The 24,737-nt window shown below is 70.6% G+C and carries 21 protein-coding genes and 1 riboswitch; of the genes, 8 read left to right on the top strand and 13 right to left on the bottom strand.

Annotation, left to right across the window (positions count from 1 at the left end):
• Positions 1-152 precede the first annotated feature (152 nt).
• Positions 153-1,247 carry a flagellar biosynthetic protein FliO gene (locus ACEUEL_RS04955; RefSeq protein WP_405702757.1) on the top strand — a complete coding sequence of 365 codons (1,095 nt, stop codon included), beginning with the start codon at positions 153-155 and terminating at the stop codon, positions 1,245-1,247.
• 197 nt (positions 1,248-1,444) lie between these two features.
• Here the strand turns inward: ACEUEL_RS04955 and dksA are convergent, their stop codons facing one another.
• From dksA to ACEUEL_RS04940, 3 genes are all read right to left on the bottom strand, one after another.
• A complete protein-coding gene (dksA, locus tag ACEUEL_RS04950) occupies positions 1,445-1,861 on the bottom strand; it encodes an RNA polymerase-binding protein DksA (protein ID WP_405702756.1) in 417 nt (138 codons plus the stop codon).
• 278 nt (positions 1,862-2,139) lie between these two features.
• Positions 2,140-3,012, bottom strand: coding sequence for a MipA/OmpV family protein (locus ACEUEL_RS04945; RefSeq protein WP_405702754.1), 873 nt, complete (start codon positions 3,010-3,012; stop codon positions 2,140-2,142).
• 39 nt (positions 3,013-3,051) lie between these two features.
• A complete protein-coding gene (locus ACEUEL_RS04940; protein ID WP_405702753.1) occupies positions 3,052-4,362 on the bottom strand; it encodes an NAD(P)/FAD-dependent oxidoreductase in 1,311 nt (436 codons plus the stop codon).
• A gap of 187 nt (positions 4,363-4,549) precedes the next feature.
• Between ACEUEL_RS04940 and ACEUEL_RS04935 the strand changes: the two genes are divergently transcribed.
• Genes ACEUEL_RS04935 through ACEUEL_RS04925 form a run of 3 tightly spaced genes read left to right on the top strand, consistent with a single transcriptional unit; the run spans position 4,550 to position 7,595 of the window.
• Positions 4,550-5,074, top strand: coding sequence for a SixA phosphatase family protein (locus ACEUEL_RS04935; protein WP_405702747.1), 525 nt, complete (start codon positions 4,550-4,552; stop codon positions 5,072-5,074).
• A 6-nt stretch (positions 5,075-5,080) separates the two neighbouring features.
• A complete protein-coding gene (locus ACEUEL_RS04930) occupies positions 5,081-6,553 on the top strand; it encodes a YcjX family GTP-binding protein (protein WP_405702746.1) in 1,473 nt (490 codons plus the stop codon).
• Between the two features lies 1 nt (position 6,554).
• A complete protein-coding gene (locus ACEUEL_RS04925; RefSeq protein WP_405702744.1) occupies positions 6,555-7,595 on the top strand; it encodes a YcjF family protein in 1,041 nt (346 codons plus the stop codon).
• A gap of 40 nt (positions 7,596-7,635) precedes the next feature.
• Here ACEUEL_RS04925 and ACEUEL_RS04920 read toward each other — a convergent pair whose 3' ends face one another.
• Both ACEUEL_RS04920 and ACEUEL_RS04915 read right to left on the bottom strand, forming a co-directional pair.
• The gene (locus tag ACEUEL_RS04920) at positions 7,636-7,956 is read right to left on the bottom strand and encodes a 2Fe-2S iron-sulfur cluster-binding protein (RefSeq protein WP_405702742.1); all 321 of its coding nucleotides are present in this window, start codon (positions 7,954-7,956) and stop codon (positions 7,636-7,638) included.
• A 70-nt stretch (positions 7,957-8,026) separates the two neighbouring features.
• Positions 8,027-8,425, bottom strand: a complete 399-nt coding sequence (locus ACEUEL_RS04915) for an Hpt domain-containing protein (protein WP_405702740.1) — start codon at positions 8,423-8,425, stop codon at positions 8,027-8,029.
• Positions 8,426-8,651: 226 nt separating this feature from the next.
• Here ACEUEL_RS04915 and ACEUEL_RS04910 point away from each other — a divergent pair, with 226 nt between their 5' ends.
• Positions 8,652-15,542 (top strand): apolipoprotein A-IV repeat region-like domain-containing protein, encoded by a 6,891-nt coding sequence (locus ACEUEL_RS04910; RefSeq protein WP_405702737.1) that lies wholly within the window; start codon positions 8,652-8,654, stop codon positions 15,540-15,542.
• Between the two features lie 354 nt (positions 15,543-15,896).
• Positions 15,897-16,334, top strand: a complete 438-nt coding sequence (locus ACEUEL_RS04905) for a YybH family protein (RefSeq protein WP_405702735.1) — start codon at positions 15,897-15,899, stop codon at positions 16,332-16,334.
• A 48-nt stretch (positions 16,335-16,382) separates the two neighbouring features.
• Here the strand turns inward: ACEUEL_RS04905 and ACEUEL_RS04900 are convergent, their stop codons facing one another.
• The 6 genes from ACEUEL_RS04900 to ACEUEL_RS04875 form a co-directional block, all read right to left on the bottom strand.
• Positions 16,383-16,880: a DUF6644 family protein gene (locus tag ACEUEL_RS04900; RefSeq protein ID WP_405702733.1), complete on the bottom strand. Its 498-nt coding sequence runs from the start codon at positions 16,878-16,880 to the stop codon at positions 16,383-16,385.
• An 11-nt stretch (positions 16,881-16,891) separates the two neighbouring features.
• The gene (locus ACEUEL_RS04895) at positions 16,892-17,239 is read right to left on the bottom strand and encodes a DUF6152 family protein (RefSeq protein WP_405702732.1); all 348 of its coding nucleotides are present in this window, start codon (positions 17,237-17,239) and stop codon (positions 16,892-16,894) included.
• 246 nt (positions 17,240-17,485) lie between these two features.
• Positions 17,486-18,109, bottom strand: a complete 624-nt coding sequence (locus ACEUEL_RS04890; protein WP_405702730.1) for an ABC-type transport auxiliary lipoprotein family protein — start codon at positions 18,107-18,109, stop codon at positions 17,486-17,488.
• Between the two features lie 53 nt (positions 18,110-18,162).
• Positions 18,163-19,455: an MlaD family protein gene (locus ACEUEL_RS04885; protein ID WP_405702728.1), complete on the bottom strand. Its 1,293-nt coding sequence runs from the start codon at positions 19,453-19,455 to the stop codon at positions 18,163-18,165.
• A gap of 39 nt (positions 19,456-19,494) precedes the next feature.
• Positions 19,495-20,316: an ABC transporter ATP-binding protein gene (locus ACEUEL_RS04880; protein WP_405702725.1), complete on the bottom strand. Its 822-nt coding sequence runs from the start codon at positions 20,314-20,316 to the stop codon at positions 19,495-19,497.
• A gap of 8 nt (positions 20,317-20,324) precedes the next feature.
• Complete coding sequence (locus ACEUEL_RS04875) at positions 20,325-21,467, bottom strand: ABC transporter permease (RefSeq protein WP_405702723.1); 1,143 nt, start codon at positions 21,465-21,467, stop codon at positions 20,325-20,327.
• Positions 21,468-21,724: 257 nt separating this feature from the next.
• Here ACEUEL_RS04875 and dgcA point away from each other — a divergent pair, with 257 nt between their 5' ends.
• Entirely contained in the window at positions 21,725-22,702 is a 978-nt protein-coding gene (gene dgcA / locus ACEUEL_RS04870; protein ID WP_405702721.1) for an N-acetyl-D-Glu racemase DgcA, read from the top strand.
• A gap of 212 nt (positions 22,703-22,914) precedes the next feature.
• On the opposite strand, the gene thiD is transcribed toward dgcA, so the two are convergent.
• Positions 22,915-23,766 carry a bifunctional hydroxymethylpyrimidine kinase/phosphomethylpyrimidine kinase gene (thiD, locus tag ACEUEL_RS04865; protein ID WP_405702719.1) on the bottom strand — a complete coding sequence of 284 codons (852 nt, stop codon included), beginning with the start codon at positions 23,764-23,766 and terminating at the stop codon, positions 22,915-22,917.
• A 60-nt stretch (positions 23,767-23,826) separates the two neighbouring features.
• Positions 23,827-23,944: riboswitch (TPP riboswitch) on the bottom strand.
• 60 nt (positions 23,945-24,004) lie between these two features.
• Complete coding sequence (locus tag ACEUEL_RS04860; RefSeq protein WP_405702716.1) at positions 24,005-24,343, bottom strand: hypothetical protein; 339 nt, start codon at positions 24,341-24,343, stop codon at positions 24,005-24,007.
• A 154-nt stretch (positions 24,344-24,497) separates the two neighbouring features.
• Between ACEUEL_RS04860 and ACEUEL_RS04855 the strand changes: the two genes are divergently transcribed.
• Positions 24,498-24,734: an Lrp/AsnC ligand binding domain-containing protein gene (locus tag ACEUEL_RS04855; protein WP_405702713.1), complete on the top strand. Its 237-nt coding sequence runs from the start codon at positions 24,498-24,500 to the stop codon at positions 24,732-24,734.
• The last annotated feature ends 3 nt before the right edge of the window (positions 24,735-24,737 follow it).

Below are 24,737 nucleotides of genomic sequence, written 5' to 3'. Positions count from 1 at the left end.
CCCCAAGCCTTCCCCCACGCGGAAGCGAAGGTTGTACGGTTGGACGTCGCGCCGCGGGCTTGCCGGCCGCCGGCCGCCGCGCCAAATAGACGGGCGGTGACCTGTCCCGCGCTTGCGCGGAGTGGCCCGCGATCTGGACCGGGAGGCCTTCGATGCCGGATTCCGTTTTCGCCTTCCTCACCTGGGATTGGGGTCTCAAGGCGCTGTTGGGCCTCGTCGTCCTGGTCGGCGTGATCAGCCTGTTGCGTCTCACCGCGCGGCGACGCTCCCACTCCCAGCCCGGCGGGCGGCATGGAAACGAAAGACGGCTCGCCGTGCTCGACCAGGTGGCGATCGACGAACGTCAGCGGCTCGTTCTGATCCGACGCGACGATGTCGAGCATCTGCTGATCATCGGCGGTGCCAGCCCGGTCGTGGTGGAGAGCCGCATCGGCTATCCCGCGGTCGCGGCACCCACCGTTCCGATGCCGGAGCGGACCGATACCCGACCCGCTCAGGCCGCGCGCGCCGGGACGCCGGCTCCGGCCGCCGCGGCACCCGTTCTCGCCGCGGCGCCATCGCTCGACGTGGTGGCCCGCGAGCGGGTTGCAGCGCCCGACCCCGAGCGCGTGAGGCGGGATCTCGAACAGGAACGGGCCGGCGCCACGCGCGCGGCTCTCGCTCCGTCACCGCCGGCTCCGCTCGCAGCGGCGGCCACGACGACGCCTTCCCCCCGCGGCGTCGGCCGACTTTTCGCCGGCCTGGCCGGTCGCGCAGCGGCTGCGCCATCGGGAGCGGCCCATGCCACCCCGGCGCCCGCGGTGCGGCTGGAGCCGCAGGATACGGTGGCGGCACCCGCCATCGCCCGCAATACGCCGGTGGCAGGAGCCCCGACCGCACCCGAACTGCGCGCCATAGATCCGGCGCGGGCGACACCGGCGCCCGACGCCGTTCCCGAGCCACGCATCGCGGTCAAGGTCGACCCCGAATTCGCGGGCATGGCAGGGCTCATCGAGGAATCGCTGCGGCGGCCACTTTCGTCGGTGCCGGATGTCGTCCCCGAGCCCTCTTCCGCACGTGCGGGAGCCTCGAAGCCAACCGCCTCCCCGCCCCCGATCGAGCCGACCGGCCGGGCAACGGAAGCGTTGCCGGCATCGTCGTCTGCAAGCCCGCCAGCCGGGCCGAGCGAGCGGTCGGCGGACGAATCGGTCCTGCCGAATCTCGAGGCCGAAATGGCGGACCTGCTCGGCCGCGCCCCGGCGCGCTGAGTCGCGGCAAGGCGGAGCGCGACGACTCAAGCCGCTAAAGCCTTTGCGGCAAACACCGGTTCACCGGAAAGGCTCGAGTTCCATTGTCCGACCCGTTTTCGTTACGGGAACAGCGACCCGATTCGCTCGAGGACGCTCTGGGCACGGGAACGGGAGCCAAAAGCAATCGGGCCGCTTCGCAGCGGCCCGACAGTTCGTCAATCGTCGCGGTAGACCCGTTCGCGTCGCTCGTGCCGCTCCTGCGCCTCGATCGACAGCGTCGCGATCGGCCGGGCTTCCAGCCGCTTCAGAGCGATCGGCTCGCCGGTCTCCTCGCAATAGCCGTAGCTGCCATCGTCGATACGGTCGATCGCCGCCTCGATCTTGGCGATCAGCTTGCGCTGCCGGTCCCGCGCCCGCAGCTCGATCGCGCGGTCGGTTTCGGAGGAGGCCCGGTCCGCCAGATCGGGGTGGTTCTGATTCTCGTCCTGAAGATGCTGAAGCGTTTCCTTTGCCTCGCGCAGGATGTCGTCCTTCCAGCGGAGCAGCTTCTGGCGGAAATATTCCCGCTGCCGCTCGTTCATGAAGGGTTCGTCCTCGCGGGGGCGATACTCCTCGTCGATCTCGACCGACATCGGCTACGTCCTCGTCCTTCGGGGGTATCCCCTCTTCGGGGCCTGCTTATAGCCTCGCGAAATCACTCGTACAACTGTTCTGAATGTCATCTCCCCGCCACAAAATGCCGGATTTTTCAGCATGTTGTGGGAAAGAGGCGGGCAACCGGGCTCACCTTTGCGTGCAAAAGGCCGCTCGCCTCGCCTGGCTGGGCCGGGACAAGGCCTCCGGAAACGACAACGGCCACCCGTCACCGGATGGCCGTTGGCCCGTCAGGATTGAATGGCGAAAGGCAGGCTCACTCGAACCCGAGGAAGAAGGTGTAGGACAGCGAAACGCCGGCGGTGAACTGATTCGGATCGCCGCGCTGAACGACAAGCGGGCTGTCCTGCGCGTCGCCGAGCAGATAGCGGTACTCGCCGAAGATCGAGGCATTGAAGCCGTTGCCGAAATTCTTCTGGATCTGGCCGCCGAGGCCGACCGAGTAGAGACCGCCCTTGGCGTCGTAAGGTGCGAGTTCGCCACCGGTCGCGATCGATTCGCCAACCGTGATACCGTAATAGGTGTCCACGAAACCGGAGCTGGCGAGCTCAAGCCGGGGGCCGGCCGAAAACGTCATGCCGCCCCAGAAATCCGTGAAGGCGATCGCGTCGGCGGCAAAATTGGCGAACACCCCTTCATAACCGCCGAAACCGTAGAACACTTCGCCGCGAACCCGCAGCCAGTCCACCGGGAAGACCTGCGCGTAGCCGCCCAGTTCGTAGGCGTAATCGATATTCCTGAGGCCCTGCAGCGCCACCCAATTGTCGCTGCGCTCGCGCTTCCACACCATGTTGGCCGCGACGCCCGCCTCGAACGTGCCGGAATCATACAGGGCGATGCTCGGGCTGTCGTTGAAGCTGGTGAAACGGCTGAGGCGGTCGGCGCGCGTGATGGAGATCAGCGGCATGAAGCCCCAGTCATTGTCCGCGGAGCCCAGAAACTCCGGCCGCGACATGACATAACCGCCGACCGTCAGCGTCCACTCACGGCTCGGCGGGGCATCGGCGGTCACGGCGGTCCCGAAATCCGCGGCGTTGGCGGCAAACGGCAGGGCCGTAAGGCCCGAAAGAAGACAAACGCACGCCAACCCAACCAGATTCATCTCGTCACCCTGCACCGAGCCGAACACTTCTTACCCCACATTACGTTGCGATTGGTTGCGGAAAAGTCACATCCGCGCCGCTCGCTCGCGTGAGCGCGCCTCCAGCATCCGCTCGCGCCACCCCTGTACCGCCATCGTCATCCGCGCCGCCACGCGGCCCGCAGCGCCCCCGGCCGGCACGACGCCGAACGGGGCGAAAAGCTTCCAGCGATCGTCGCCCTCGCCGATGCCGGCGGCCACCAGTTCGCCCGCTATCGCCGCGGTGTTGAGGCCGTGGCCGCCGATCGCGCCGGCAATCCAGACGCCCGGCAGCAACGGTCCGATCTGCGGCATACGGTGCACGGCATAGGCCATGGTTCCGGCCCAGGCGTAGTCCATCCGGGCCCCGGCGAGCGAAGGAAAAACCCGGCCGAGATCGCGGGCGAGGCGTTCGCCCATGTCGCCGGGCGACACCGTCCCGATGGCAAAGCCGGCCCCCCACAGCAGCCTGTCGTCGATCCGGCGGAAATAATTGCCGGCCCGCCGCGTATCGGCGACGGCCCCGCGGAATCCGATCGCCTCGTCGAGCTGCGTCCCCAGCGGTTCCGTGACGCCGATGAAGGTGGTGACCGGCATGATGGAACGCGAGACCTCGGGCAGGATCGCGCCGACGGATACGCCACCGGCGAGGACGACATGCTCCGCGCGGATCCGCCCGCCGGTCGTCGTCACATGCTTGCGCAAGCCCGCCAGATCGGCCGACCGGGCCTCCGTCCCCTCGAAGATGCGCCCGCCCGCCGCTTCGACCTGCGCCGCGAGCCCGTGCAGCAAGGCCAGCGGGTCGAGATGGAAGGCATCGGGATAATAGAGCCCCTGGAAATAGAGCGGCGAGCGCAGGCTGGCGCGCACCTGCCGCGTCCTGAGAACGTCCACGCGCACGTCGAAGGCCTCCTGCAGCCAGGCCGCCCGCCGGCGTGTCGCCTCCAGATGATCGGTGCGGCGCACCGTCAGCCGGCCGCCAATCGCCTGCGCGTCGGGCACCTGCGGCAACAGCCGGCGGACGATCTCGCCCCCCTCCGCCGAAAGGCGCCACAACTCCCGGGCATCGGCGAGGCCGACCCGCCGGACGATCCGCTCCGGGCGCTCCGCATAGCCCGGCCCGACGAAGCCGGCATTGCGGCCCGAGGCCCCCGCGCCGATCCGCCCGCTCTCGACCACCACCACATCGTGACCGCGCGCCAGCAGAGCATGGGCCGCCCACAGCCCGGCGAAGCCGCCGCCGATCACCAGAACGTCGCAATCGATATCCTGCCCCTGCACCCGGCGGGGCGGCATGCGGCCGAGACGGGCCTCATATAACGTCGGCTGTCCGGCGGGCGCCGGCTCGGCAGCACTCATCACACTTCCCCTGACGGAGCCCGGGAGATCAAGTCTCGCCCGTCTTGCGCAGCCAAATCAACGCTTTCCCGCGCCATCCTGCCACTTTCCCGGCAGCGCCTCTCGCACACCGAGCCGGCCTCGACCATATGTGAACCGTGACACGCCTCCGGCGGCCACCGCCAAACCTCTCCCGATGGATATTGCCATGCGTCGCCTGCTGCTTCTGCGTCACGCCAAGTCCGACTGGCCGCCGGGGGTGGCCGACGAGGACCGGCCGCTCGCCGCGAGAGGCCGGCTGGCGGCGCCGCTGATGGGCGATTATCTGGCCCGTGCCGCGCTGATCCCGGACCGCGTGCTGGTCTCCCCGGCGAAACGCACCGTCCAGACCTGGGAGCTCATACAGCCGGCGCTTCCCGTGACCGTCGAGGCCGAATTCGTGCCGGCGCTGTACGAAGCCCATGAGGACGACATCCTGGCGGTGATCCGCACCACGCCGGCAGCGGTCCGCTCGCTGCTGATCGTCGGTCATAACCCCGGTCTCGAACAGCTCGCCGCCAGCATCGTGGACTATGGCGCCGAGCCAGCGCTGAAGCGGCTCGCGCACAAGTTCCCGACCTCCGGCCTTGCGGTGATCGAGCTGCCGGTCGACGACTGGTCCGACGCGAGACGGCATACCGGCCGGCTCGACCGGTTCGTGACCCCGAAATCGCTCGGCTCGGCGGAGGACTGAGCGCGCATGGCCTCCTGGCTCGACGCTGCCTGGTATGCGGAGCTGATCGACGAGGCGCGTCTGGCCGCCCGCACAGTGATCGACCGGGCGGAGGACATCGCCGCGCCGACGCTGCGCCTCGGTATCACCGGCCTGTCGCGCGCCGGCAAGACGGTCTTCACCACGGCGCTCGTGCACGCCCTGTCCCGCGGCGGACGGCTGCCGGTGTTCGAGGCGATGAACGAGGGGCGCATCGCCCGCGCCTCGCTCGAACCGCAGCCGGACGACGCGGTGCCGCGCTTCGACTACGAAGGCCACCTGCGCACGCTGACCGATGATCGGCGCTGGCCGGAATCGACGCGCCGCATCAGCGAGTTACGCCTCGCCATCGACTACGCCCCGGCCCGCGGCGGCCACCGCACCCTCACGCTCGACATCGTCGATTACCCCGGCGAATGGCTGCTCGACCTGCCGCTGCTGGAGAAGAGCTTCGCAATCTTCGCGGCCGAGAGCCTGAATCTCGCCCGCGCGCCCGCCCGCCGGGCGCTGGCGGCGCCCTTCCTCGCGGCGCTCGCCGAGATCGACCCGGCCGCGCCCGCCGAGGAGAGCGATGCGCGGCGGCTCGCCGGTCTCTTCACCGAGTATCTCGCCGCCTGCCGGTCCGAGCAGGTGGCGATGAGCCTGCTGCCGCCGGGCCGTTTCCTGCTGCCGGGCGACCTCGAGGGCTCGCCCGCGCTCACCTTCGCCCCGCTCGACCTGCCGGACGGGGCGCCGGCCCCCGCGGGGTCGCTGCACGCCATGATGGAGCGGCGCTACGAGGCCTATAAGGATCGCATCGTCCGGCCCTTCTTCCGCGATCATTTCGCCCGTCTCGACCGGCAGATCGTGCTGATCGACGCTCTCGCCGCGCTCAATGCCGGTCCGGCGGCCCTGGCCGACCTCGAAGCCGCGCTCGACGGCATCCTCGCCGCCTTCCGCACCGGGCGGAACTCGTGGCTGACGGCGCTGTTCCGGCACCGCATCGACAAGGTGCTGTTCGCCGCCACCAAGGCCGACCATCTCCACCACACCAGCCACGACCGGCTGGAGGCGATCCTGCGGCGCCTCGTCGAGCGTGCCGTCGGGCGAGCGGAAGGCACCGGCGCGGCGATCGACGTCGTCGCCCTCGCCGCCGTCCGGGCGACGCGCGAGGCGAGCGTGAAGCGCGGGCGGTTCAACCTGCCGGCCATCATCGGCGTACCCGAAGAAGGCCAGGAGAGCGCGTTCGACGGGCTCGCCGAGGCCGCCGTCTTCCCCGGGGACCTGCCCGAGGACCCCGGCGCCCTGTTCGATCCGGCCAAGGGTTTCAAGGGTTTGGCCGATGCCCAGGGCGGCGACTTCCGCTTCCTGCGCTTCCGGCCGCCGCTGGTGGGGCGCGACGCCGATGGCAATCCGCTCCCGCTTCCCCATATCCGGCTCGACCGCGCCCTGCAGTTCCTGCTCGGCGACCGACTGAGGTGACATGACCGAGCGTTCCCGCCGCCCGCAGGCCTTCCGCCTCGACGATCCCGACGTGGTGCTGGCCGAACCCGGACAGAGCGCCCCGCGCGGCGCGGTGGTGGTCACGGAAGCCCCCGCCGGCACCGATCCGGGGCAGGAGATCGTGCTGCCGGCGCCACCGCCGCGGACCTCGCGCTGGGGCGCGCTATTCTGGACCGGCCTCGGCGGCCTCGTCAGCATGGCGACGGGGCTCGCGGTCTGGCGGCTGATCGAGGACCTGTTCGCGCGCAACGACTGGCTCGGCTGGACCGCGGTCGGTTTCGCCGCCGCGCTCGGCATCGCCGCTCTGGCGATAGTCGGGCGGGAGCTGTTCGGGCTGGCCCGGCTCAATGCGCTGAACAAGCTGCGCGAGAAGGCCGCCGAGGCCATCGCCCGCGACGACCGCCGCGCCGCCGACGAGGTGACGCGTGAACTTCTTGCGATTTCAAAGACATCGCCGCGGCTCTATCGCGCCCGTGCGGAACTCTCGGGCCATCTCGACGCGATCATCGACGGCGCCGACCTCGTGCGCCTGACCGAGCGCCACCTGATGGCACCGCTCGACGCCGAGGCGACCCGCATCGTCGCCAACGCGGCACGGCGCGTCTCGGTGGTGACCGCCGTCAGCCCGCGCGCGGCGGTGGACCTGATCTTCGTGCTCGTCAGCGCCGTGACCATGGTGCGCCAGCTCGCCGTGCTCTATGGCGGCCGGCCGGGCGCGCTCGGCATGTTTCGCCTGTTCCGCCAGACGGTTGCGCATCTCGCGGTGACCGGCGGCATGGCCGCGGGCGACACCATACTGCAGCAGTTCGTCGGCCAGGGCATCGCCGCCAAGCTCTCCGCCCGGCTCGGCGAGGGGGTGGTGAACGGCCTGCTCACCGCCCGGCTCGGGCTCGCGGCGATCGAGGTGACCCGGCCCCTGCCCTTCGCGGCCCTGCCGCCGCCCGCCCTGAAGGAGGTCGCGGCGGGCGTGGTGACACGTGCCGAAACCAGTGACCAGTCAGTGCAGTCAGGTGGACGATGAGACCGATTTCGGGCCGATCGGGACGATCGGTGCGGTCCGATCAGCCCTGATGCGCGGGCGTGCGCACGACCAGCCCGTCGAGCGCCGCCGTCACCTTGATCTGGCAGGACAGCCGCGAGTTCGGCTTCACCTCGCTGGCGAAGTCGAGCATGTCCTCTTCCATCGGGCCGGGCGTGCCGACCGCATCGGTCCAGCCGGGGTCGACATAGACGTGGCAGGTCGCGCAGGCGCAGGCGCCGCCGCATTCGGCATCGATTCCGGGAACGCCGTTGCGGATCGCCGTCTCCATGACGGTCGCGCCGATCTGCGCCTCGACCACGCGCGAGGTGCCGGAAGCGTCGATATAGGTGATCTTGGGCATGGGGAACGTGTCTTGAAATGGCGGGGATGCCGTCTTGATAGACCGGCCGGCCGGGGAAGGCCAGCACCGCTCACCACGGCTCGGCGAGCCAGGCGGCCATGGCGCTCTTCGCCGCCGCCACCGCCGCGGTGAAATCGGCGGCGAGCCGCGCATCGGCCGTGCCGCCCGCCAGCGCGCTCTCGAGCGCCGCCGCGGTGCAGGCCACCTCGACCGCTCCCACCGCCAGCGCCGCCCCCCTGAGGCCGTGCACGGCGATCCGGGCATCGTCCGCCGTCCGGGCGGTGCCCATCTCGCCGACTACCCGGTCGGCGTGGGCCAGGAAGATGCCGAGGACCTCGCGCGAAAGCTGCACATCGCCACCGGTCGAACGTTCCAGTTGCGAACGGTCCAGCGTCACCGGCGCCCCCGGATCGGCACACCCGAGCACCACCTGAGCAAAATCAATGGTTAACGTGTCCTTTCGGGACATGGTTGATGGCTCGTTAACGATATCGACAGACGTTTACGAATGGCCGGTTCCATTTTGAAACCGCGCGAGGGTAGGATAGAGATGCGGTGGGCCGGCAGATATCCCAATCCTCTGATGTGACTCTTCTTTTCGGGGAGCACCCCTAGCTGGATTGTCGGGCTTCCGCAAACCCCGGCCCGACGGCGTGAGCCGATCGGAGTAGCGTACGGACCGGAGGCGACGGCCGATGTCGACGACGACCAAGAAAGTGCAGCAGGACCCCACCGAGGCCGCCCTGTCGGCGATCCAGGAGGCGTTGAGCCTCGGATCGACGGGCGACCCCCGACAGCCGGGGGGCCTGCCGGATGATGCGTTCGATCTCCCGCCCGCGCAGGAGCCCCGGGCTCCGCGCATCGAGATCCGCGCCCGGCCCGAGGACGGCTTCGTCGACCGCACCGATGACCTTGAGGAGACGGCGGACGACGAGCCGCTCGACGACGACTTCGCCTTCGTCGACGAGCCCGCTTTGCCGCCGGCCGCTCCGGCACCCGCGCCCGCCCCGCCGGCGGCCGAGACCCGCCCGGCCCCGCGCGCCGAGCGCCGGCCCGCCGCTGCCCACCGCGAGCCCGAGCACGGCCCGCCGGTGCGCCGCGCCGCCAATGACGACCGCCAGACCATCGGCCAGCTTCTCGCCGCGCTCCAGCGCCGCCCCTCGCCCGCGCCCTATATCGCCGCCACCGCCGCCTCGCTGGTCTGGCTGGTGATCGGTGGCCTTCTGGCCGCCACCCAGTTCCGCGGCGCCGAGATCGAGGCGGGCGGCGCGCTCGCCACGCCCGGCCTGCTGCTCATCGTCGCCGGCCTCGCCGTGCCGCCGATCTTCTTCTTCGTGCTCGCGGTGATGGTGAGCCGCACCCAGGAGATGCGCCTCGTCGCCCGCTCCATGGCGCATGTGGCCATCCGCCTCGCCGAGCCCGAGGCCGCCTCCACCGATTCCATCGTCACCATCGGCCAGGCCGTGCGCCGCGAGGTCGCCGCTATGGGCGACGGCGTCGAGCGCACCATCTCGCGCGCCAGCGAACTCGAGACCATGGTGCGCAGCGAGGTCTCCATCCTCGAACGCGCCTATGACGAGAACGAATTGCGCATCCGCGCCCTCGTCGAGGAGCTGCACGCCGAGCGCGAGACCATCCTCCAGCATGCCGACCGCATGCGCGAAGTGATCAGCGGCGCCCGCCTCGCCTTCTCGCAGGAAGTGAAGGAAGTCGCCGACCGCATTGATTCCACGGTGATCGAGGCGGCCGACCGCGCCACCCGGAATCTGTCCGAGAAGGGCGAGGAAGTCACCCTCGCGCTCGGCAGCGTCGGCGACACCATCATCGACGCGCTGACCACCAAGGGCGCCGACCTGATCACCCGCCTGCAGGCCACCGGCACCGAGGTGAACGAGAACCTCACCGGCGCCAGCGAGAACCTGATCAGCACGCTGACCGTGCAGACCGACGAGATCAGCTCGCGCCTGTCCAACGCCACCACCACGCTCTCCGAGACGCTCGGCGCGCGCACCGACGAGATCGGCGACAGCCTGCTGCGCACCGCCAGCGAACTGGCCGACGTCGTCACCCGCCGCACCGACGAGATGGGCGCCAAGCTCACCGCCACCACCCTCACCCTCACCGAGACGCTGTCCTCGCGCTCGGACGAGATCACCAACGCCCTGGTCGACACCGGCACCCGCCTCGCCGACGAGATCGCGGTGCGCGCCAACGAGATGAACCACACCCTCAAGAGCACGGGCGATTCGCTGGTGCTCGACCTGTCGCAGCGCGGCGGCGAGGTGGTGCGCAAGCTCGAGGAGACCGGCACCCGCGTCGCCGAGACCATCACCGTGCGCGGCGGCGACCTCGCCGACCGCATCGCCGACACCGGCAACCGCATCTACGACACCGTCGCCGTGCGCGGCGTCGAGCTGGAGCGCCTGATCGCCGACACCGGCCAGCGCGTCACCGACCAGCTCTCCAGCGCCGGCGCCGGCGTCGCCGACCAGCTCAGCCAGGTGGCCGAGCGCTGGACCGCCGAACTCGGCGCCCGCGGCGACCAGATCGGCCTGCAGATGTCGCAGATCGGCGAGGAGGTCACCGAGAACATCAGCCTGCGCGGCACCAAGGCGACCGAGGAATTCCGCGTCAGCGCCGAAACCCTCATCAACACGCTCGGCACCAAGGGCGACGCCGTCAAGGAGACGCTCGCCGCACGGCTGCGCGCCTTCGAGGAGACCATCTCGGTGCGCGGCGGCGAACTCGCCGACCGCCTCGGCCGCGATGCCGGCGTGCTGGGCCGCCAGATCAATGACGGCCTGCGCAGCTTCGACGAGACCGTGAAGGGCCAGGGCTCGACCCTGCTGACCCAGATCCGCGACCGCGTCGACGAGCTCACCCGCAGCATCGAGCTGAACCTCGTCGGCTTCGACGAGCGCGTCTCGGCCCGCAGCGCCGAAGTCGCCGCCGCCCTCGACGAGCGCCTCTCCGGCGTCGAGCAGGCGCTCGACAGCCGCGTCGCCCATCTCGGCGGCACGCTGGACACCCGCGTCGGCAATCTCGGCTCCACCCTCGACGAGCGCATCGCCGCCATCGAGGAGGCGCTCGACCGCCGCGCCCACAGCCTCAACGAAACGCTGGCGAGCCGCACCATCGAGTTTGCCCGCGCCGTCGCCGACGGCTCCAAGCTCGCCACCGAGACCATGGACCGCTCGCTCGGCGCCCTCGACGGCTTCTTCGAGGAACGCGCCCGCACCGTCACGCAGGCGCTCACCGAGCGCATGGAGAGCGCCGACCGCACGCTCGGCGCCCGCGCCCAGGAAGTGGCCGGCACGCTCGACACCCGCATCGGCCGCTTCGAGGAGCTCGTGGTCGGCCGTCTGGAGACGGTCGCCGAGACCGTCGAGAAGCGCGGCGCCGGCGTCGCCGAGCAGCTCACCACCCGCATCGAGGCGGTCACCGACCAGATGCGCAGCGAAGCCGGCATGGTGGAGCGCTCGCTCCACGCCCTCGCCGACTCCGTCGCCCGCACGCTGGTCGAGCGCGCCGGCGAGGTCTCGACCATCTTCGAGGCCCGCACCCGCGAGATCGCCGACATCGTCGACACCCAGGGCAACGGCTTCCTCGCCGCCCTCGGCGAGCGCGGCGGCATCCTCTCCGCCGAGATCGCCCGCTCCTCGAGCGACGCCATCGCCGCCCTCGACACCCACCGCAGCAACTTCGTGCAGGCGATCGAGGCGACGCGCGGCTCCGCCGTCGACGACATCACCCGCGCCGGCGACCAGCTGCTGCACGCGCTGGAAACCCGCTCCGGCAGCATCCTGCAGACCTTCGAGAACACCACCGGCAACCGCACCCGCGACATGATGCGGCTCAGCAACGAGCTGCTCGACACCATCGAGGGCCGCACCGCCGTCATCCTCGAGGCGTTCCAGGAGCGCACCGGCGCCAGCGCCGGCGAGATCATCCGGCTCGGCGACACGCTGCTCGACAGCCTGTCCGACCGCACCGGCGGCCTCGTCACCGCCGTGCAGCGCACGGTCGAGGTGGCGGCCGAGGACATCACCCGCGCCAGCGAGAACGTGCTGGTCAACCTCGAGACCCGCACCGGCGCGCTGGTCGGCGCCTTCCAGCAGTCGGCGCTCGACACCACCGGCCAGGTGGCGCGGATCAACCAGGATCTCGTCGCCAGCCTCGAATCGCGCGCCGTGCAGCTCGTCACCGACCTGCAGCGCGCCAGCGGCGACGTCACCGGCGCCATCGCCCGCATCAACGACGACGCCCTGCTCGGCTTCGAGACCCGCACCGGCGCCCTGCTGAACGCGGTCCAGCAGACCACCGGCGACCTCGCCGGCGAGGTCGGCCGCGTCGGCGACAGCCTGGTCGGCGCGCTCGACGCCCGCACCAGCAACCTGCTGACCAGCCTTGAGCGGACCACCGGCGCCTTCAGCGGCGACTTCGCCCGCGTCAGCGACACCCTCGTCGCCGAGATCGACAGCCGCGCCGGCAACCTGATCGGCGCCCTGCAGCAGACCGCGGGCGACCTGACCGGCGACTTCGGCCGCGTCAGCCAGGGCTTCATCGCCGACATCGACGCCCGCGCCGGCAACCTGCTGGCCAATCTGCGCCAGACCACGGAAGGCTTCTCGGACGAGCTCGGCCGCGTCAGCCAGGGCCTCGTCACCGACATCGACGACCGTGCCGCCGGCCTCATCGCCAACCTGCAGACCACCGCGGGCACGCTCTCCAGCGAGGTCGGCCGCATCGGCCAGGGCCTCGCCGGCGAGATCGACGGCCGCGCCGCGAGCCTGCTCACCGGGCTGCAGAACACCGTCGGCGCCTTCGCCGGGGAGTTCGGCCGCATCGGCCAGGGCGTCTCCGCCGACATCGAGGCGCGCTCGACCACCCTGCTCGGCAGCCTCGAGCGCACCACCGGCGCCTTCACCGGCGAGTTCGACCGCATCAGCCGCGGCCTCGTCACCGATCTCGACAACCGCAGCACCGGCCTTCTGACCGGCCTGCAGCAGACCGCCGGCGACCTGTCGGGCGAACTCGCCCGCATCGGCTCCGGCGTCGTCGCCGACATCGACGCCCATGCCGGCACGCTGATCACCGGCCTGCAGCAGACCGCCGGCGAGTTCTCCGGCGATTTCGGCCGGGTCAGCCAGAACCTCGTCACCGACATCGACGGGCGCACCGGCAGCCTGCTCGCCAATCTGGAGCGCACCGTCGGCGCCTTCTCCGGCAATGTCGCGACGCTCACCCAGAGCCTCGCCGGCGAGATCGACGGGCGCGCCACCGCGCTGGTCGGCAATCTCCGCCAGGTGGCCGGCGGCCTCTCCGAAGAACTCGGCCGCATCGGCGAGGGCCTCGTCGGCGACCTCGACCAGCGCACCGGCACCCTCGTCTCGACGCTGCAGCAGACCACCGGCGACTTCACCGGCGCGGTCGCGCGCAGCGGCCAGAACCTGCTCGGCGACCTCGAGGCGCGCTCCAACCGCCTGATCGAGTCGATCCAGCAGAGCACCGCCGGCGCCGGCGGCGAGATCGCCCGCATCAGCGAGCAGCTCGCCGAGCATCTCGACACCCATACCGGCCACCTGCTGGCCGCCGTGCAGCGCACGGCGGGCGAGGCGACCGGCGAGATCACCCGCACCAGCGACGATCTGGTCTCGGCGATCGAGCTGCGCACCACCCGCCTCGTCGACACGCTGCGCCAGTCGACCGACACCACCTCGGCGCAGATCCTGCGGGCCGGCGACGACCTCATCGCCGCGCTCGACGGCCGCGGCGCCGGCGTGGTGCAGGCGATCAGCGAAAGCGGCCGCGCCGCCATCTCCGAGATCGCCGCCACCAACGAGATGGTGAAGGGCGACATCACCGCCGTGCTCCAGCGCCTCGGCGAGCTGAACGGCCTGATGCAGAACGTGCTCTCCGGCGCGGTCGGCAACCTCGCCTCCATCGAGGGCGCCATCACCGAGCGGCTCGACCTGTTCCGCTCCACCGTGGCCAATGTCGAGGACGCCACCCGCCTCACCTCGGACCGGATGGGCGCGCAGATCGGCGAACTGCGCACCGTCTCCACCGACGTGCTGCAGGATGTCGCCCAGCTCACCCAGCGCTTCACCGAGCAGGCCGGCGTCATCTCCGGCGTCGCCACCGCGCTGCGCGACACCCACGGCCAGATCGACCGCACCCTCGGCGAGCGCCGCGGCGCCATCGTCGAGCTGTCGGACGCCCTCGCCCTCAAGGCCGGCGAACTGGACAACCGCCTCAACCGCTTCACCAGCGTGCTGCAGTCGACCCTGCAGGATGCCGAGAAGCGGGCGCAGGAGATCGCCCAGGTGGTCGCCGAATCGGCGAGCCGTTCCACCGCCGCGATCGCCAGCCAGCAGGAGCAGGTGCGCTCCACCGCCGAAAGCGAGCGCCAGCGCACCACCGCCGCGCTGCAGACCACCTATGAGAAGGCGATCGGCGAGGTGAAGTCGCTGATGGGCCAGGCCAGCCAGGGCTTTGCCGAGGTGGCGCGCGAGTTCAAGTCCTCGGCCGCCGATGTCCAGCGCATGCTGGAGACGACGCGCCAGGAGCTGAAGCGCGGCGTGCTCGAACTGCCCACCGAGACGGAGGCCAGCGCCGCCAATATGCGCCGCGCCGTCGCCGAGCAGATCAAGGCGCTCGCCGAGCTCAACGAGATCGTCGCCCGCCAGGGCCGCTCGCTCGACGTGGTGGAGAGCGCCCCGCGCGGCCGCGCGGCGACCTCCTACGGCCCGCCCGCGCCCTTCCACGGCCCGGACGCGCCCGCCGCCCATCTCGCGCCGCGCCCCTCCTACCTGCGCGCGGAGACCCCGTCGCGGGCGGAGAGCGCGCCCCGCTCGGAATCGCCCCTGCCGCGGGTCGAGCCCTTCCCGCCGCGCGAGGCGCCGGCGGCCCGCGAGCCCGCCCCGCGCGAGCCCTCTCCGCGTGAGACGGCCCCGCGCGAGACCGCCCGCACGCAGCCGCCGGCCCCGGCGCCGCAGCCGCCCGCGCAGCCCGATCCCTTCGCCCGCCGCGCCGCCGCGCACACCGCGGCGCCGGCCCCGACCCCGACCGACGACGCGGACGGGCGTGGCGGCTGGCTCTCCGAGCTCCTCGCCCGCGCCTCGGGCGAGGCCCCGGAAACCCCGGCCGCGCCGCAGCGCCCCGCCCCCGCCCCGGCGCGGAACGAGGCGCCCTCCCCGGCCCCGGCGGCGAATGCCCGCCAGCCGGAACGGCCGGTGCACCACACGATCGAGTCGCTCGACTCGCTCTCGGTGGACATCGCCCGCATGATCGACCATGAGGCGGCGGTGGAGCTCTGGGCGCGCTACAAGCGCGGCGAGCGCAACGTCTTCACCCGCCGGCTCTACACCATGCAGGGTCAGCAGACCTTCGAGGAGATCCGGCGCAAGTACCGCCGCGACGCGGAATTCCGCGAGACGGTGGACCGCTACATCGCCGAGTTCGAGCGCCTGCTCGACCAGGTCTCGCGCGACGAGCGCGGCCAGGCGCTGACCAAGACCTACCTGACCTCCGATACCGGCAAGGTCTACACGCTGCTCGCCCACGCCGCCGGTCGCTTCGACTGACGGACGGCACGGCCGGACGATACGGAAAAGGGCCCCGCGCGGGCCCTTTTTCATGAGCGGCGTTCGGCTATGCTGGGCCGTCCGCCGGTACCGCGCCCCCGGCCGGAGCCGGTGCGCTCGCGGCGCGGGCCCGCGAGCCTCGGGGATAGGCCAGCGCCGATGCGCCGGCGCCGGGCCACGTATCGGGCCACCCGACCCCGCTATCGCAGGAGGTCTCGCATGACTGAGCGACCCGCCGGACGCGCCAGACCGGAACCGCCGCGGGCACCCCGTTCGGAGGCAGACCCTGTGCGGCCTCGCCGGCGCGAACCGACCGGGGGGCGGACGGCCGCGCATCCGCTTACCCTTCGCGGCATGGCCCTCGCCGGGCTCGCCGCTCTCGGCATCCTGCTCGGCGCCGGCCCCGCGGCGGCCTCCGACGAACAGGCGATCCGCGAGGCGCTGGCGCGCTGGGCGGAGAACTTCAACGCCGGCCGCGGCGCCGAGGCCTGCACGCTGTTCGCGCCGGAGCTGCGTTTCGACTATCGCGGCGCGCCCGAGCGCGGCTATGCGGAGATGTGCGCCCAGCTGAAGCGGGCGACGGCCGATCCGGAGCGCCGGATGCGCTACGCGGCCGACATCCGCGAGGTGATCGTCGAGGGCGATATCGCCATCGTCCGGCTGGTCTGGACCCTGACCATCGCGCAGCCCGGAAAACCGGACATCGTCTCCACCGATCGCGGCCTCGACGTGTTCCGCCGCCAGCCCGACGGCGCGTGGCGCATCGTGCGCTATCTCGCCTATGACGAGTGAACGCCCGCAACCGGCGACGCGGCGGGGCGCGCGGGGAGACGGCCGCGCTCAGAGATAGGCGATCATCCGGCCGCAGAAGCCCGCCGCCAGCCAGAGCCCGATCGAGCAGCCGGCCTGCCATCGCCCCGCCAGCGGCGGATCGCGGTCCCAGTCCGCAAGCCGCCCGTTCCACGCCCGCCGGAAGGCCAGCGCGTTGAACAGCGCCAGCCCGACCAGCGCCAGCTTGATCTGGAACAGCGGGCTCGACGCCAGCGAGGCGGCATCGGCCGCGAACAGCAGCACGCCGCTCGGCAGCAGCAGGACGATGCCCGCGAGCGCGAACGGCGTCAGCAGGCGCGAGGCGGCTGCCGCGGAGACGATGCCGCGCCCGACGCCGAGCAGGCGCAGGTCGAGCACGATGATCGGCCCGATCAGCAGCGTCAGCCCGAGCAGATGGACAAGGTTGGCGGCGGGATAGATCCAGAGGGAATCGCGCACGAAGGCGCCCAGCGCCGATTGCTGGAGCGCCAGCGCCCAGCCCGCCGCCGCAGCCCCGCCATGCTCCATCGCCGCGCCCCTCAGCGCAGCTCGATGGTGCGCCCGTCGAGCGATATCCGCTCGGCGCGGATCTCGGCGGGCGCGACCCGGCTCGGATAGCCCTCGACCCGCACGACGCGGCCGACCACGAGGTCCTCGCGCGGCAGGCCCCGCGCGTTCATCCGCGAAGGCGGCGCCAGCACCACCTCCCAGCGCTTGCCCTCGCCTTCGAGGATGACCAGGCCATGCGGGTATTCATAGGCCGCTTCGAGGATCGGCCCGTCCAGCGTGACGACGGTGTTGGCGTCGTAGCTGCCCCAGCCGTGATGGGCGAGCGCGCCGGCGGCGGAGCCGGCGAGCAGCGTCAGGCAGGCGAACAGGCGAAGCATCGCGGCCTCCCGGGCGGGGCGAAGGAGGCGTCAGCCTAGCGGAAGTTTACGTAAGGGCACGTCACGTCGCCGCGAGGGGTCGCGGGCGGCCGCGGAGCCTCGTTGAAAAATCCCTCGCAGCATTGTCATCCCGGCCGGAGAGGCAAGCGAACAGCCGGGATCACGCGCCAGGATACCCGCGCGCTCCGGATAGGGCCTGCCGGCCATTCCGGGATGACGTTCGCGGAGGATTTTCCAGACGGGCTCTCAGAACCGCGCCGACGCCCACTTCACGATCTCGACGAAGACCTGGTCGGAGGCCTCGTCCAGCGCGCGGGCCACTTCCGGCCCCTTGGTGTTGGCCGCCGGCGCGCGGGCGGTGAACACCTGCGCGGCGACGATGCGGCCGGCGCGGTCGGCCACCACCTTGGCCGAGACCGAGACCACCGCCTCGGCGCCGCCGCCGGAGGTCTGGATGCCGAACTGGCGGATATCGGTCAGCAGCACGTAGTCCGCCACCACCTGCTCGCCCGGCCGCGCCACCGAACGCGAGCGGCTGCCGTTCTCGAAGGACTGGATCAGCCGCGCCTGGAACAGCGCCGGCAGCCGGTCCGCCCATTGCGCGCCGCCGAGATAGGTGATCTGGCCGGGCGCCGGCTCGATGACGATCTTCTCGGTGTCGAGCACCGCGAGCGCGGTCGGGTTGCCGATCACGATCTGGCCGGTGCCGGTGCGCGGCGCGGTGAAGCCCGACGGCGCGGTGAGATCGAAGGTCGGCACCGCCTTGTCGCCGCCGCCGAGCAGCGCGGCGCAGCCGCCCAGCGTCACCGCCGAGCCGAGCAGCACCACCCGCACCATGGCGGCCCCCGCCGCCCTGCGCCAACGCCTCACCGGAACCAAAGCCCCAACCCCCTGCCGTGTCGACTTTTCAGGCACGCCCAATCCTATCTGCCACTGTAGCTGGGAACGGAAGAGCCGCCAAAGATGAACTGGCGCGGATTGCGCTCCAGATTCTTGAAGACGCGCTCGATCTCGCTCAGCGTGCGCCGCCCGTCCGCCGCCAGCGCCTCGTACTGGCGCAGGCCCGGGCCGGTGAACTGGTTGAGATTGCGCGACAATTCCGCGGTGCGCGCGTCGAGGTTCACGGCCAGCTTGCGCACCTCCTCCGCGGCCGCGCCGACCTGCGCGAACATGCCCTTGCCCTCGTCGCTGGCGGTGAGCCCGTTCACGTTGTCGAGGATCTGGTCGAGCTTGTTGGCCATGCCGTTCAGCTTGGCGGACAGCTCGGAGGCATTCTTGATCAGCGAATCGGTATCGCCCGAGCGATTCGCCAGCGTCTGCGAGAAGGTCTCGATATTGGTGACGGCGTTGCCGACCTTCTTCGGGTCGATCGCCTGGGTGAGCTGGTCGAGCCGGTTGAAGGTGGTCTCGAGCTGGGCCGAGAAGCCGCGGAAGGTGGAGGCGATCGCGCTGGCGTCGTCGATGAACGACTTCACCTTGCCGCTGGAATCGCCCAGTTCCTGGGTGAACTTCTGCACATTGTCGATGGTCGAGTTCACCTTCGCCGGGTCGACCGCCGCCACCACCTTGTCGAGCGACTGGGCGAGCGCGTCGATGCGCTTGGCCGCGCCGCTGACGTCGGCGAGGAAGCCGTCGACATTGGCGGCGTTGTCGCCCAGCGCCTTGGCGAACTTGTCGACATTGTCGATGACCGAGGCGATCTTGGTCTCGTTGTCCGCCAGCAGCCGGTCCACCCGGCGGGTGATGTCGTCGACCTGGCCGAGCACCGCCTTGGCGCCCTGCATCAGATCCTGCACCGCGGAGGCGTCCGCCTCGATGCGCGGCAGTCCCCCGTCCGACGGCTCCGGCAGCGGCGCGGCGCCGAGGCTGCCGCCGACGAGGCCCACCGAGGCGAGGCCGGTCAGCACCTGCATGTCCAGCCCGGCACGGGTGTCGGTGCGCACCGGCGTGTTCGGCTGCACGGCGATGGTCGCCACCACCTGCCGGGGATCCTTGGTGTCGAGGCGCAGGCCGGTGACCTCGCCGACCGGGATGCCGTTGAAGGTCACCCGCGAGCCGGTCTGCAGGCCGCTGACCGGACCGTTGAACACGACGTCGTAGCTCGTGCGCGGCCCCCGGTTCGCCGAACCGTTGAACCACCAGACGAAGGCGAACGCCGCCGCCACCACCGCAATGGTGAACAGCCCGATGACCGCGTAGTTGGCGCGTGTTTCCATCCCTAAGCTCTCACCATCGCATCACTTGCCGCCGACGCATCACTTGCCGCCGATCCCGGCGGCGCGGGCGCGCTTGCCGTGGAAATAGGCGGACACCCACGGATGATCGCAGGCCAGCATGTCCTCGATCGGGCCGACCGCCACCACCTTGCCGTCGGCCAGCGCCGCCACCCGGTCGCAGACCGTGTGCAGACTGTCCAGATCGTGGGTTACCATGAACACGGTGACCCCCAAAGTCGCCTGCAGCGTGGCGATCAACTCGTCGAACTCGCCGGCGCCGATCGGGTCGAGGCCCGAGGTCGGCTCGTCGAGGAACACGATGTCGGGATCGAGCGCCAGCGCCCGGGCGAGCGCGGCGCGCTTGATCATGCCGCCGGAGAGCTCTGACGGCGCCTTCTCCGCCACTTCCGGCGCCAGCCCGACCATCTCCAGCTTGGTGATGGCGAGTTCGTCCATCAGCCGCTGCGACAGGTCGAGATATTCGCGCATCGGGAACTGGATGTTCTGCTTCACCGTGAGCGAGGAGAACAGCGCGCCGTGCTGGAACAAGACGCCCCAGCGCCGCTCCATGGCCTTTTCCTCGGCGGCGTCGAGCGTGTCGAGGTCTCGGCCGAACACCTCGATGGTGCCCGAACGCTTCGGCACCAGGCCGAGAATGGTGCGGGTGAGCACCGACTTGCCGCCGCCCGAGGCGCCGACGAAGCCGAGAATCTCGCCGCGCCGCACGTCGAGCGACAGGCCCTTGAGGACGATTCGATCGTCGAACCCGACCACCAGATCGCGCACACGGATGATCGGCTCCGGCTCGGGAGCCGGGCGCCGGGCGCGCCGCTGGGTCGTCTCGATGCCGGTCGCAGCCACCTATCGCCTCACATGTCGATCGCGGCGAAGAACATGGCGAACAGTCCGTCGACCACGATCACCAGGAAGATCGCCTTCACCACGGCGGCGGTGGTGTGGGCGCCGAGCGATTCGGCGCTGCCGCCGACCCGCATGCCTTCCATGCAGGCGACGATGCCGATGATCGCCGCCATGAACGGCGCCTTGATCATGCCCACCTCGAAGGTGCTGAGCGAGATCGCCTCCTGCAGCCGGGCGAGGAAAATCGGCGGGGATATGCCGCCATAGAGCCACGACACCAGCCCGCCGCCGAACAGCGCGCACATGCTGCCGAGGAAGGTGAGCAGCGGCACGGCGATGATCAGCGCGGCGAGGCGCGGCAGCACCAGCACCTCGATCGGGTCGAAGCCCATCACCCGCAGCGCATCGACCTCCTCGCGCATCCGCATCGAGCCGAGCTCGGCGGTGAAGGCGCTGCCCGAGCGGCCGGCCACCATGATCGAGACGATCAGCACGCCGAGTTCGCGCAGGGTGAGGATGCCGACCATGTCGACGACATAGGTGGTGGCGCCGAACTTGCGGAAATGGAACGTGCCCTGCTGCGCGATGATGGCGCCGATCAGGAAGGTGATCAGCGCGACGATCGGCACCGCCCGCAGGCCCACCCGTTCCAGATGATAGACCATCGAGGTCAGGCGGAAGTGATGCGGGCGCACCGCGAGCGCGGCCAGCGAGGCGGCGACGCGGCCGAGGAAGGCGAGGAACTCGCGCCCGTCATGGGCGGCCCCCACCACCGCGCGGCCGATGACGTGCAGCCCGCTGACGATCGGGTTCATCAGCACCCGCGGCGGGGGCACGGCGTGGCAGCCCTTGGCGACGTCGTCGAGCAGCGGCTGGAAGGTGCGCTCCAGCCCGACCAGCACCGGCCGGCGGCCCGCTTCCTCGATGCCGCGCAGCAGCCGGTCCAGCAGCACCGCGCCGAGCGTGTCGAGCCGGCGCACGCCGGACATGTCGAGCCGCACCGCCTCGGCGGAGGCGCTCTCGGCGAGACTGCTCTCGACCAGGTCCTCGAGAGCCCGGCCATTGGTCGACACCCACAGGCCATTGCCCACGAGCACGAGCTCACGCCCGTGTCGTGCCGACGCCAGAAGCGGGGCTTCCGCGGCTCCCAAATCCTGCTCCCCGGTGCTGCGCCCGGCTTTCCGGCCGAATCGGCCGCCGGACGTCGAAATTGCGCAGGCGCGAATGACGCTTAGTCATAGCCGCCCGGCTTCGCCCGTGTCGAGAGCGGCCCCGGCGATATAGGTATCCAGAAACCGTCATATGACGATCCGGCGGCCTTTGTGCTCTGGCAGTAACGCTGCCCGAGCCGGGCCCCGCCTGCGCTATGCTCGCGCCCGCAGCCCGACTCAACCCCTCCGAGGTGCCCATGCCGACGCTCACCGTGACCATCGAGCGCTTTCCCCTCGCCGGCACCTTCACCATCGCCCGTGGCTCCAAGACCGAGGCGGTGGTGGTGGTGGCGCAGATCCGCGACGGCGCCCATGTCGGGCGCGGCGAATGCGTGCCCTATGCCCGCTACGGCGAGAGCGTGGAGGGCGTCGCGGGGCTTGCCGAATCGCTCGCCGCCGACATCGCCGCCGGCCTCGACCGCGAAGGCCTCCAGCAGCGCCTGCCGGCGGGCGCGGCGCGCAACGCGCTCGACTGCGCGCTGTGGGACCTCGAGGCGAAGCGCCGCGGCGTGCGCGTGCACGACCTCGCCGGCATCCCCGCGCCGACGCCGGTCACCACCGCCTACACGATCAGCCTGGGCACGCCGGAGGCGATGGCGCAGGCGGCCGCGCAGGCCGGCCGCCCCCTGCTCAAGCTCAAGCTCGGCGCGGCGGGCGATGCCGAGCGGCTCCTCGCCATCCGTGCCGCCGTGCCCGACGCCGAACTGGTCGTCGACGCCAATGAGGGCTGGACCGCGGAGACCCTCGCCGCCAACCTCGCCGCCTGCGCCCATGCCGGGGTGAGGCTCGTCGAGCAGCCGCTGCCGGCGGCGGACGACGGCGCGCTCGCCCATATCGTGCGCCCGGTGCCGGTCTGCGCCGACGAGAGCGCCCATGACCGCGCCGGCCTACCCGCCCTCGTCGACCGCTACGACGCCATCAACGTCAAGCTCGACAAGACCGGCGGGCTCACCGAGGCGCTGGCGCTGGTCGCCGCCGCACGCGAGGCCGGGCTCGACGTCATGGTCGGCTGCATGGTCGCGACCTCGCTGTCGATGGCGCCGGCGCTGCTGCTGGCGCCGCAGGCGCGCTGGGTCGATCTCGACGGGCCGCTGCTGCTCGCCCGCGACCGCGATCCCGGCCTCGCCTATCAGGGCTCGACCGTGCTGCCGGGCGGGCCGGAGCTGTGGGGCTGAGCAGCCCCTCGAAAGTGCGCATCGAAAACAATGCTCCCGTCATCCTGAGGAGCCATTCCGTTCAGGAATGGCGTCTCGAAGGATGGTCCAGGAGGATCGGGAGCCCTCTGGAGCCTCCTTCGAGACGCGCCTGCGGCGCTCCTCAGGATGACGGACCGAGTTTCCAAGCAGTCTCTCGGAGCGTAATCCGGTCGGCATTCCGTGCTAGCTGATCAGCGCGCGCTCTGGCAGAAACGCGGTTCGGCGCTCCACAGCGCGTGGAAATGGTGCACCGGCCCGTGGCCGCGCCCGATGGTCAGCTGGTCCGAGGCACCGATGGCGCGGGTGAGATAGTCCTTCGCCGCCGCCACCGCCGCGCGCAGGGCCATGCCGCGCGCCAGCCCCGCGGCGATGGCGGAGGAGAGCGTGCAGCCGGTGCCGTGCGTGTTCCGCGTGGCGATGCGCGGCGCCGTGAGTTCGACGACCCCCTCGGCGTCGACCAGCACGTCGACACTGTCCGGCCCCTCGCCATGGCCGCCCTTGACCAGCACCGCGCGCGGGCCGAAGCCCATCAGCCGCTCGGCCTGCGCCCGCGCCTCGGCCGGCGTCTGCGCCACCGGTTCGTCGAGCAGCGCCGCCGCCTCCGGCAGGTTCGGCGTGATGAGCAGCGCGCGCGGCAGCAACGCCTCGCGCAGCGTCGCGATCGCCTCCGGCACCAGCAGCCGGTCGCCCGAGGCGGCGACCATCACCGGGTCGAGCACAATGGTCGACAGGCCGTGGCGGACAAGCCCGGCCGCGACCGTCTCGATCGCCTGTGGGCGCGAGAGCATGCCGATCTTCACCGCGCCGACGGCGAGATCGGAGAATACCGCGTCCATCTGCGCGGCGATGAAGTCCGCCGGCACGTCGTGGATGCCGCTGACGCCGAGCGTGTTCTGCGCGGTCAGCGCGGTGATGACGCTGGCGCCATAGACGCCGAGCGCCGAGAAGGTCTTGAGGTCGGCCTGTATGCCCGCCCCGCCGCCGGAATCGGACCCCGCGATGGTGACGGCAATCGGCGTCGGCGCGGCATTCGGCGTCGTCATCGGCTTCTCCCTCGCCGACGGACGGGCCGCGCCGTGCGGCCGGGGGCTGTCCCCGCATCGGCCGCCGCACGATTCGTTCCCTCCGCCGGCATGATCCGGATCAGGTTCGATGGGTTGGCCCGGCCCTCACGGACACGCCGCCTCTCAGCCCCTTTACGGGGCACCCCAACGTTTCGTCGCGCTCGCTGATAGGGGAAGGGGAAGGCGCTGACAAGCCGCGGGTTATCGCGTGAAAGCCCTACTTCGACAGAGCTTGCAGCACAGTTACGAAAAACGACGCCAAATCGACGCCATGCTCAATCAACCAAGCTTTGAGGCCGCTAGCTTCCGCCGCCTTATCAAGATGAGTTGGGTTAACATCCGCTTGAGATTTCGCTCTTTGCTGCTCGACTGATCTAAAGAACGCCTGCAAGAGATCCGGTGGAACATTGGAATGATCGGATGACTGAATGTGAACGAACTTACCTATTCTCTCAAAAACACTGTTGTCTATCCGGACATCTATTGGTGCCGCCGACTTGATGACAGTACCAACGTCTTTGAACGAACTACCCGTTATCTCGATTTTCGGCGGCATGCCACTCGTCTCCGGCGTGATGGAGGTAAAATATAACTTTAAATTGCAATTCGTCAATCACACACCTTCTATCCTCGCGCTGGATCCCGCCGCCTTGCGTAGTCACCCTCATTCTGGTCCTGTTGCGCTGTCAGCCAGCCTTGAAAGTCGCGCAATGGTTCCCTTCTTCGTCCAGATCAAATGCGAACTCGGCCGCTCCTACGAGGTCGCCAACGCCATCGCCGATGCCGAGATCGCCTCGGAAATCTACTCCACCGCCGGGGAATTCGACCTGCTGATCAAGTTCTACGTGCCCGAAGGCACCGATATCGGCCATTTCGTGAACCAGCAGGTGCAGATCGTGCCCGGCATCAAGGACACCCAGACGCTGATCACCTTCAAGGCGTTCTGAACG

This window comes from Ancylobacter terrae, from assembly GCF_045108345.1.
Classification (GTDB): Bacteria; Pseudomonadota; Alphaproteobacteria; order Rhizobiales; family Xanthobacteraceae; genus Ancylobacter.
This window is presented reverse-complemented; position numbering and strand designations above follow the sequence as displayed.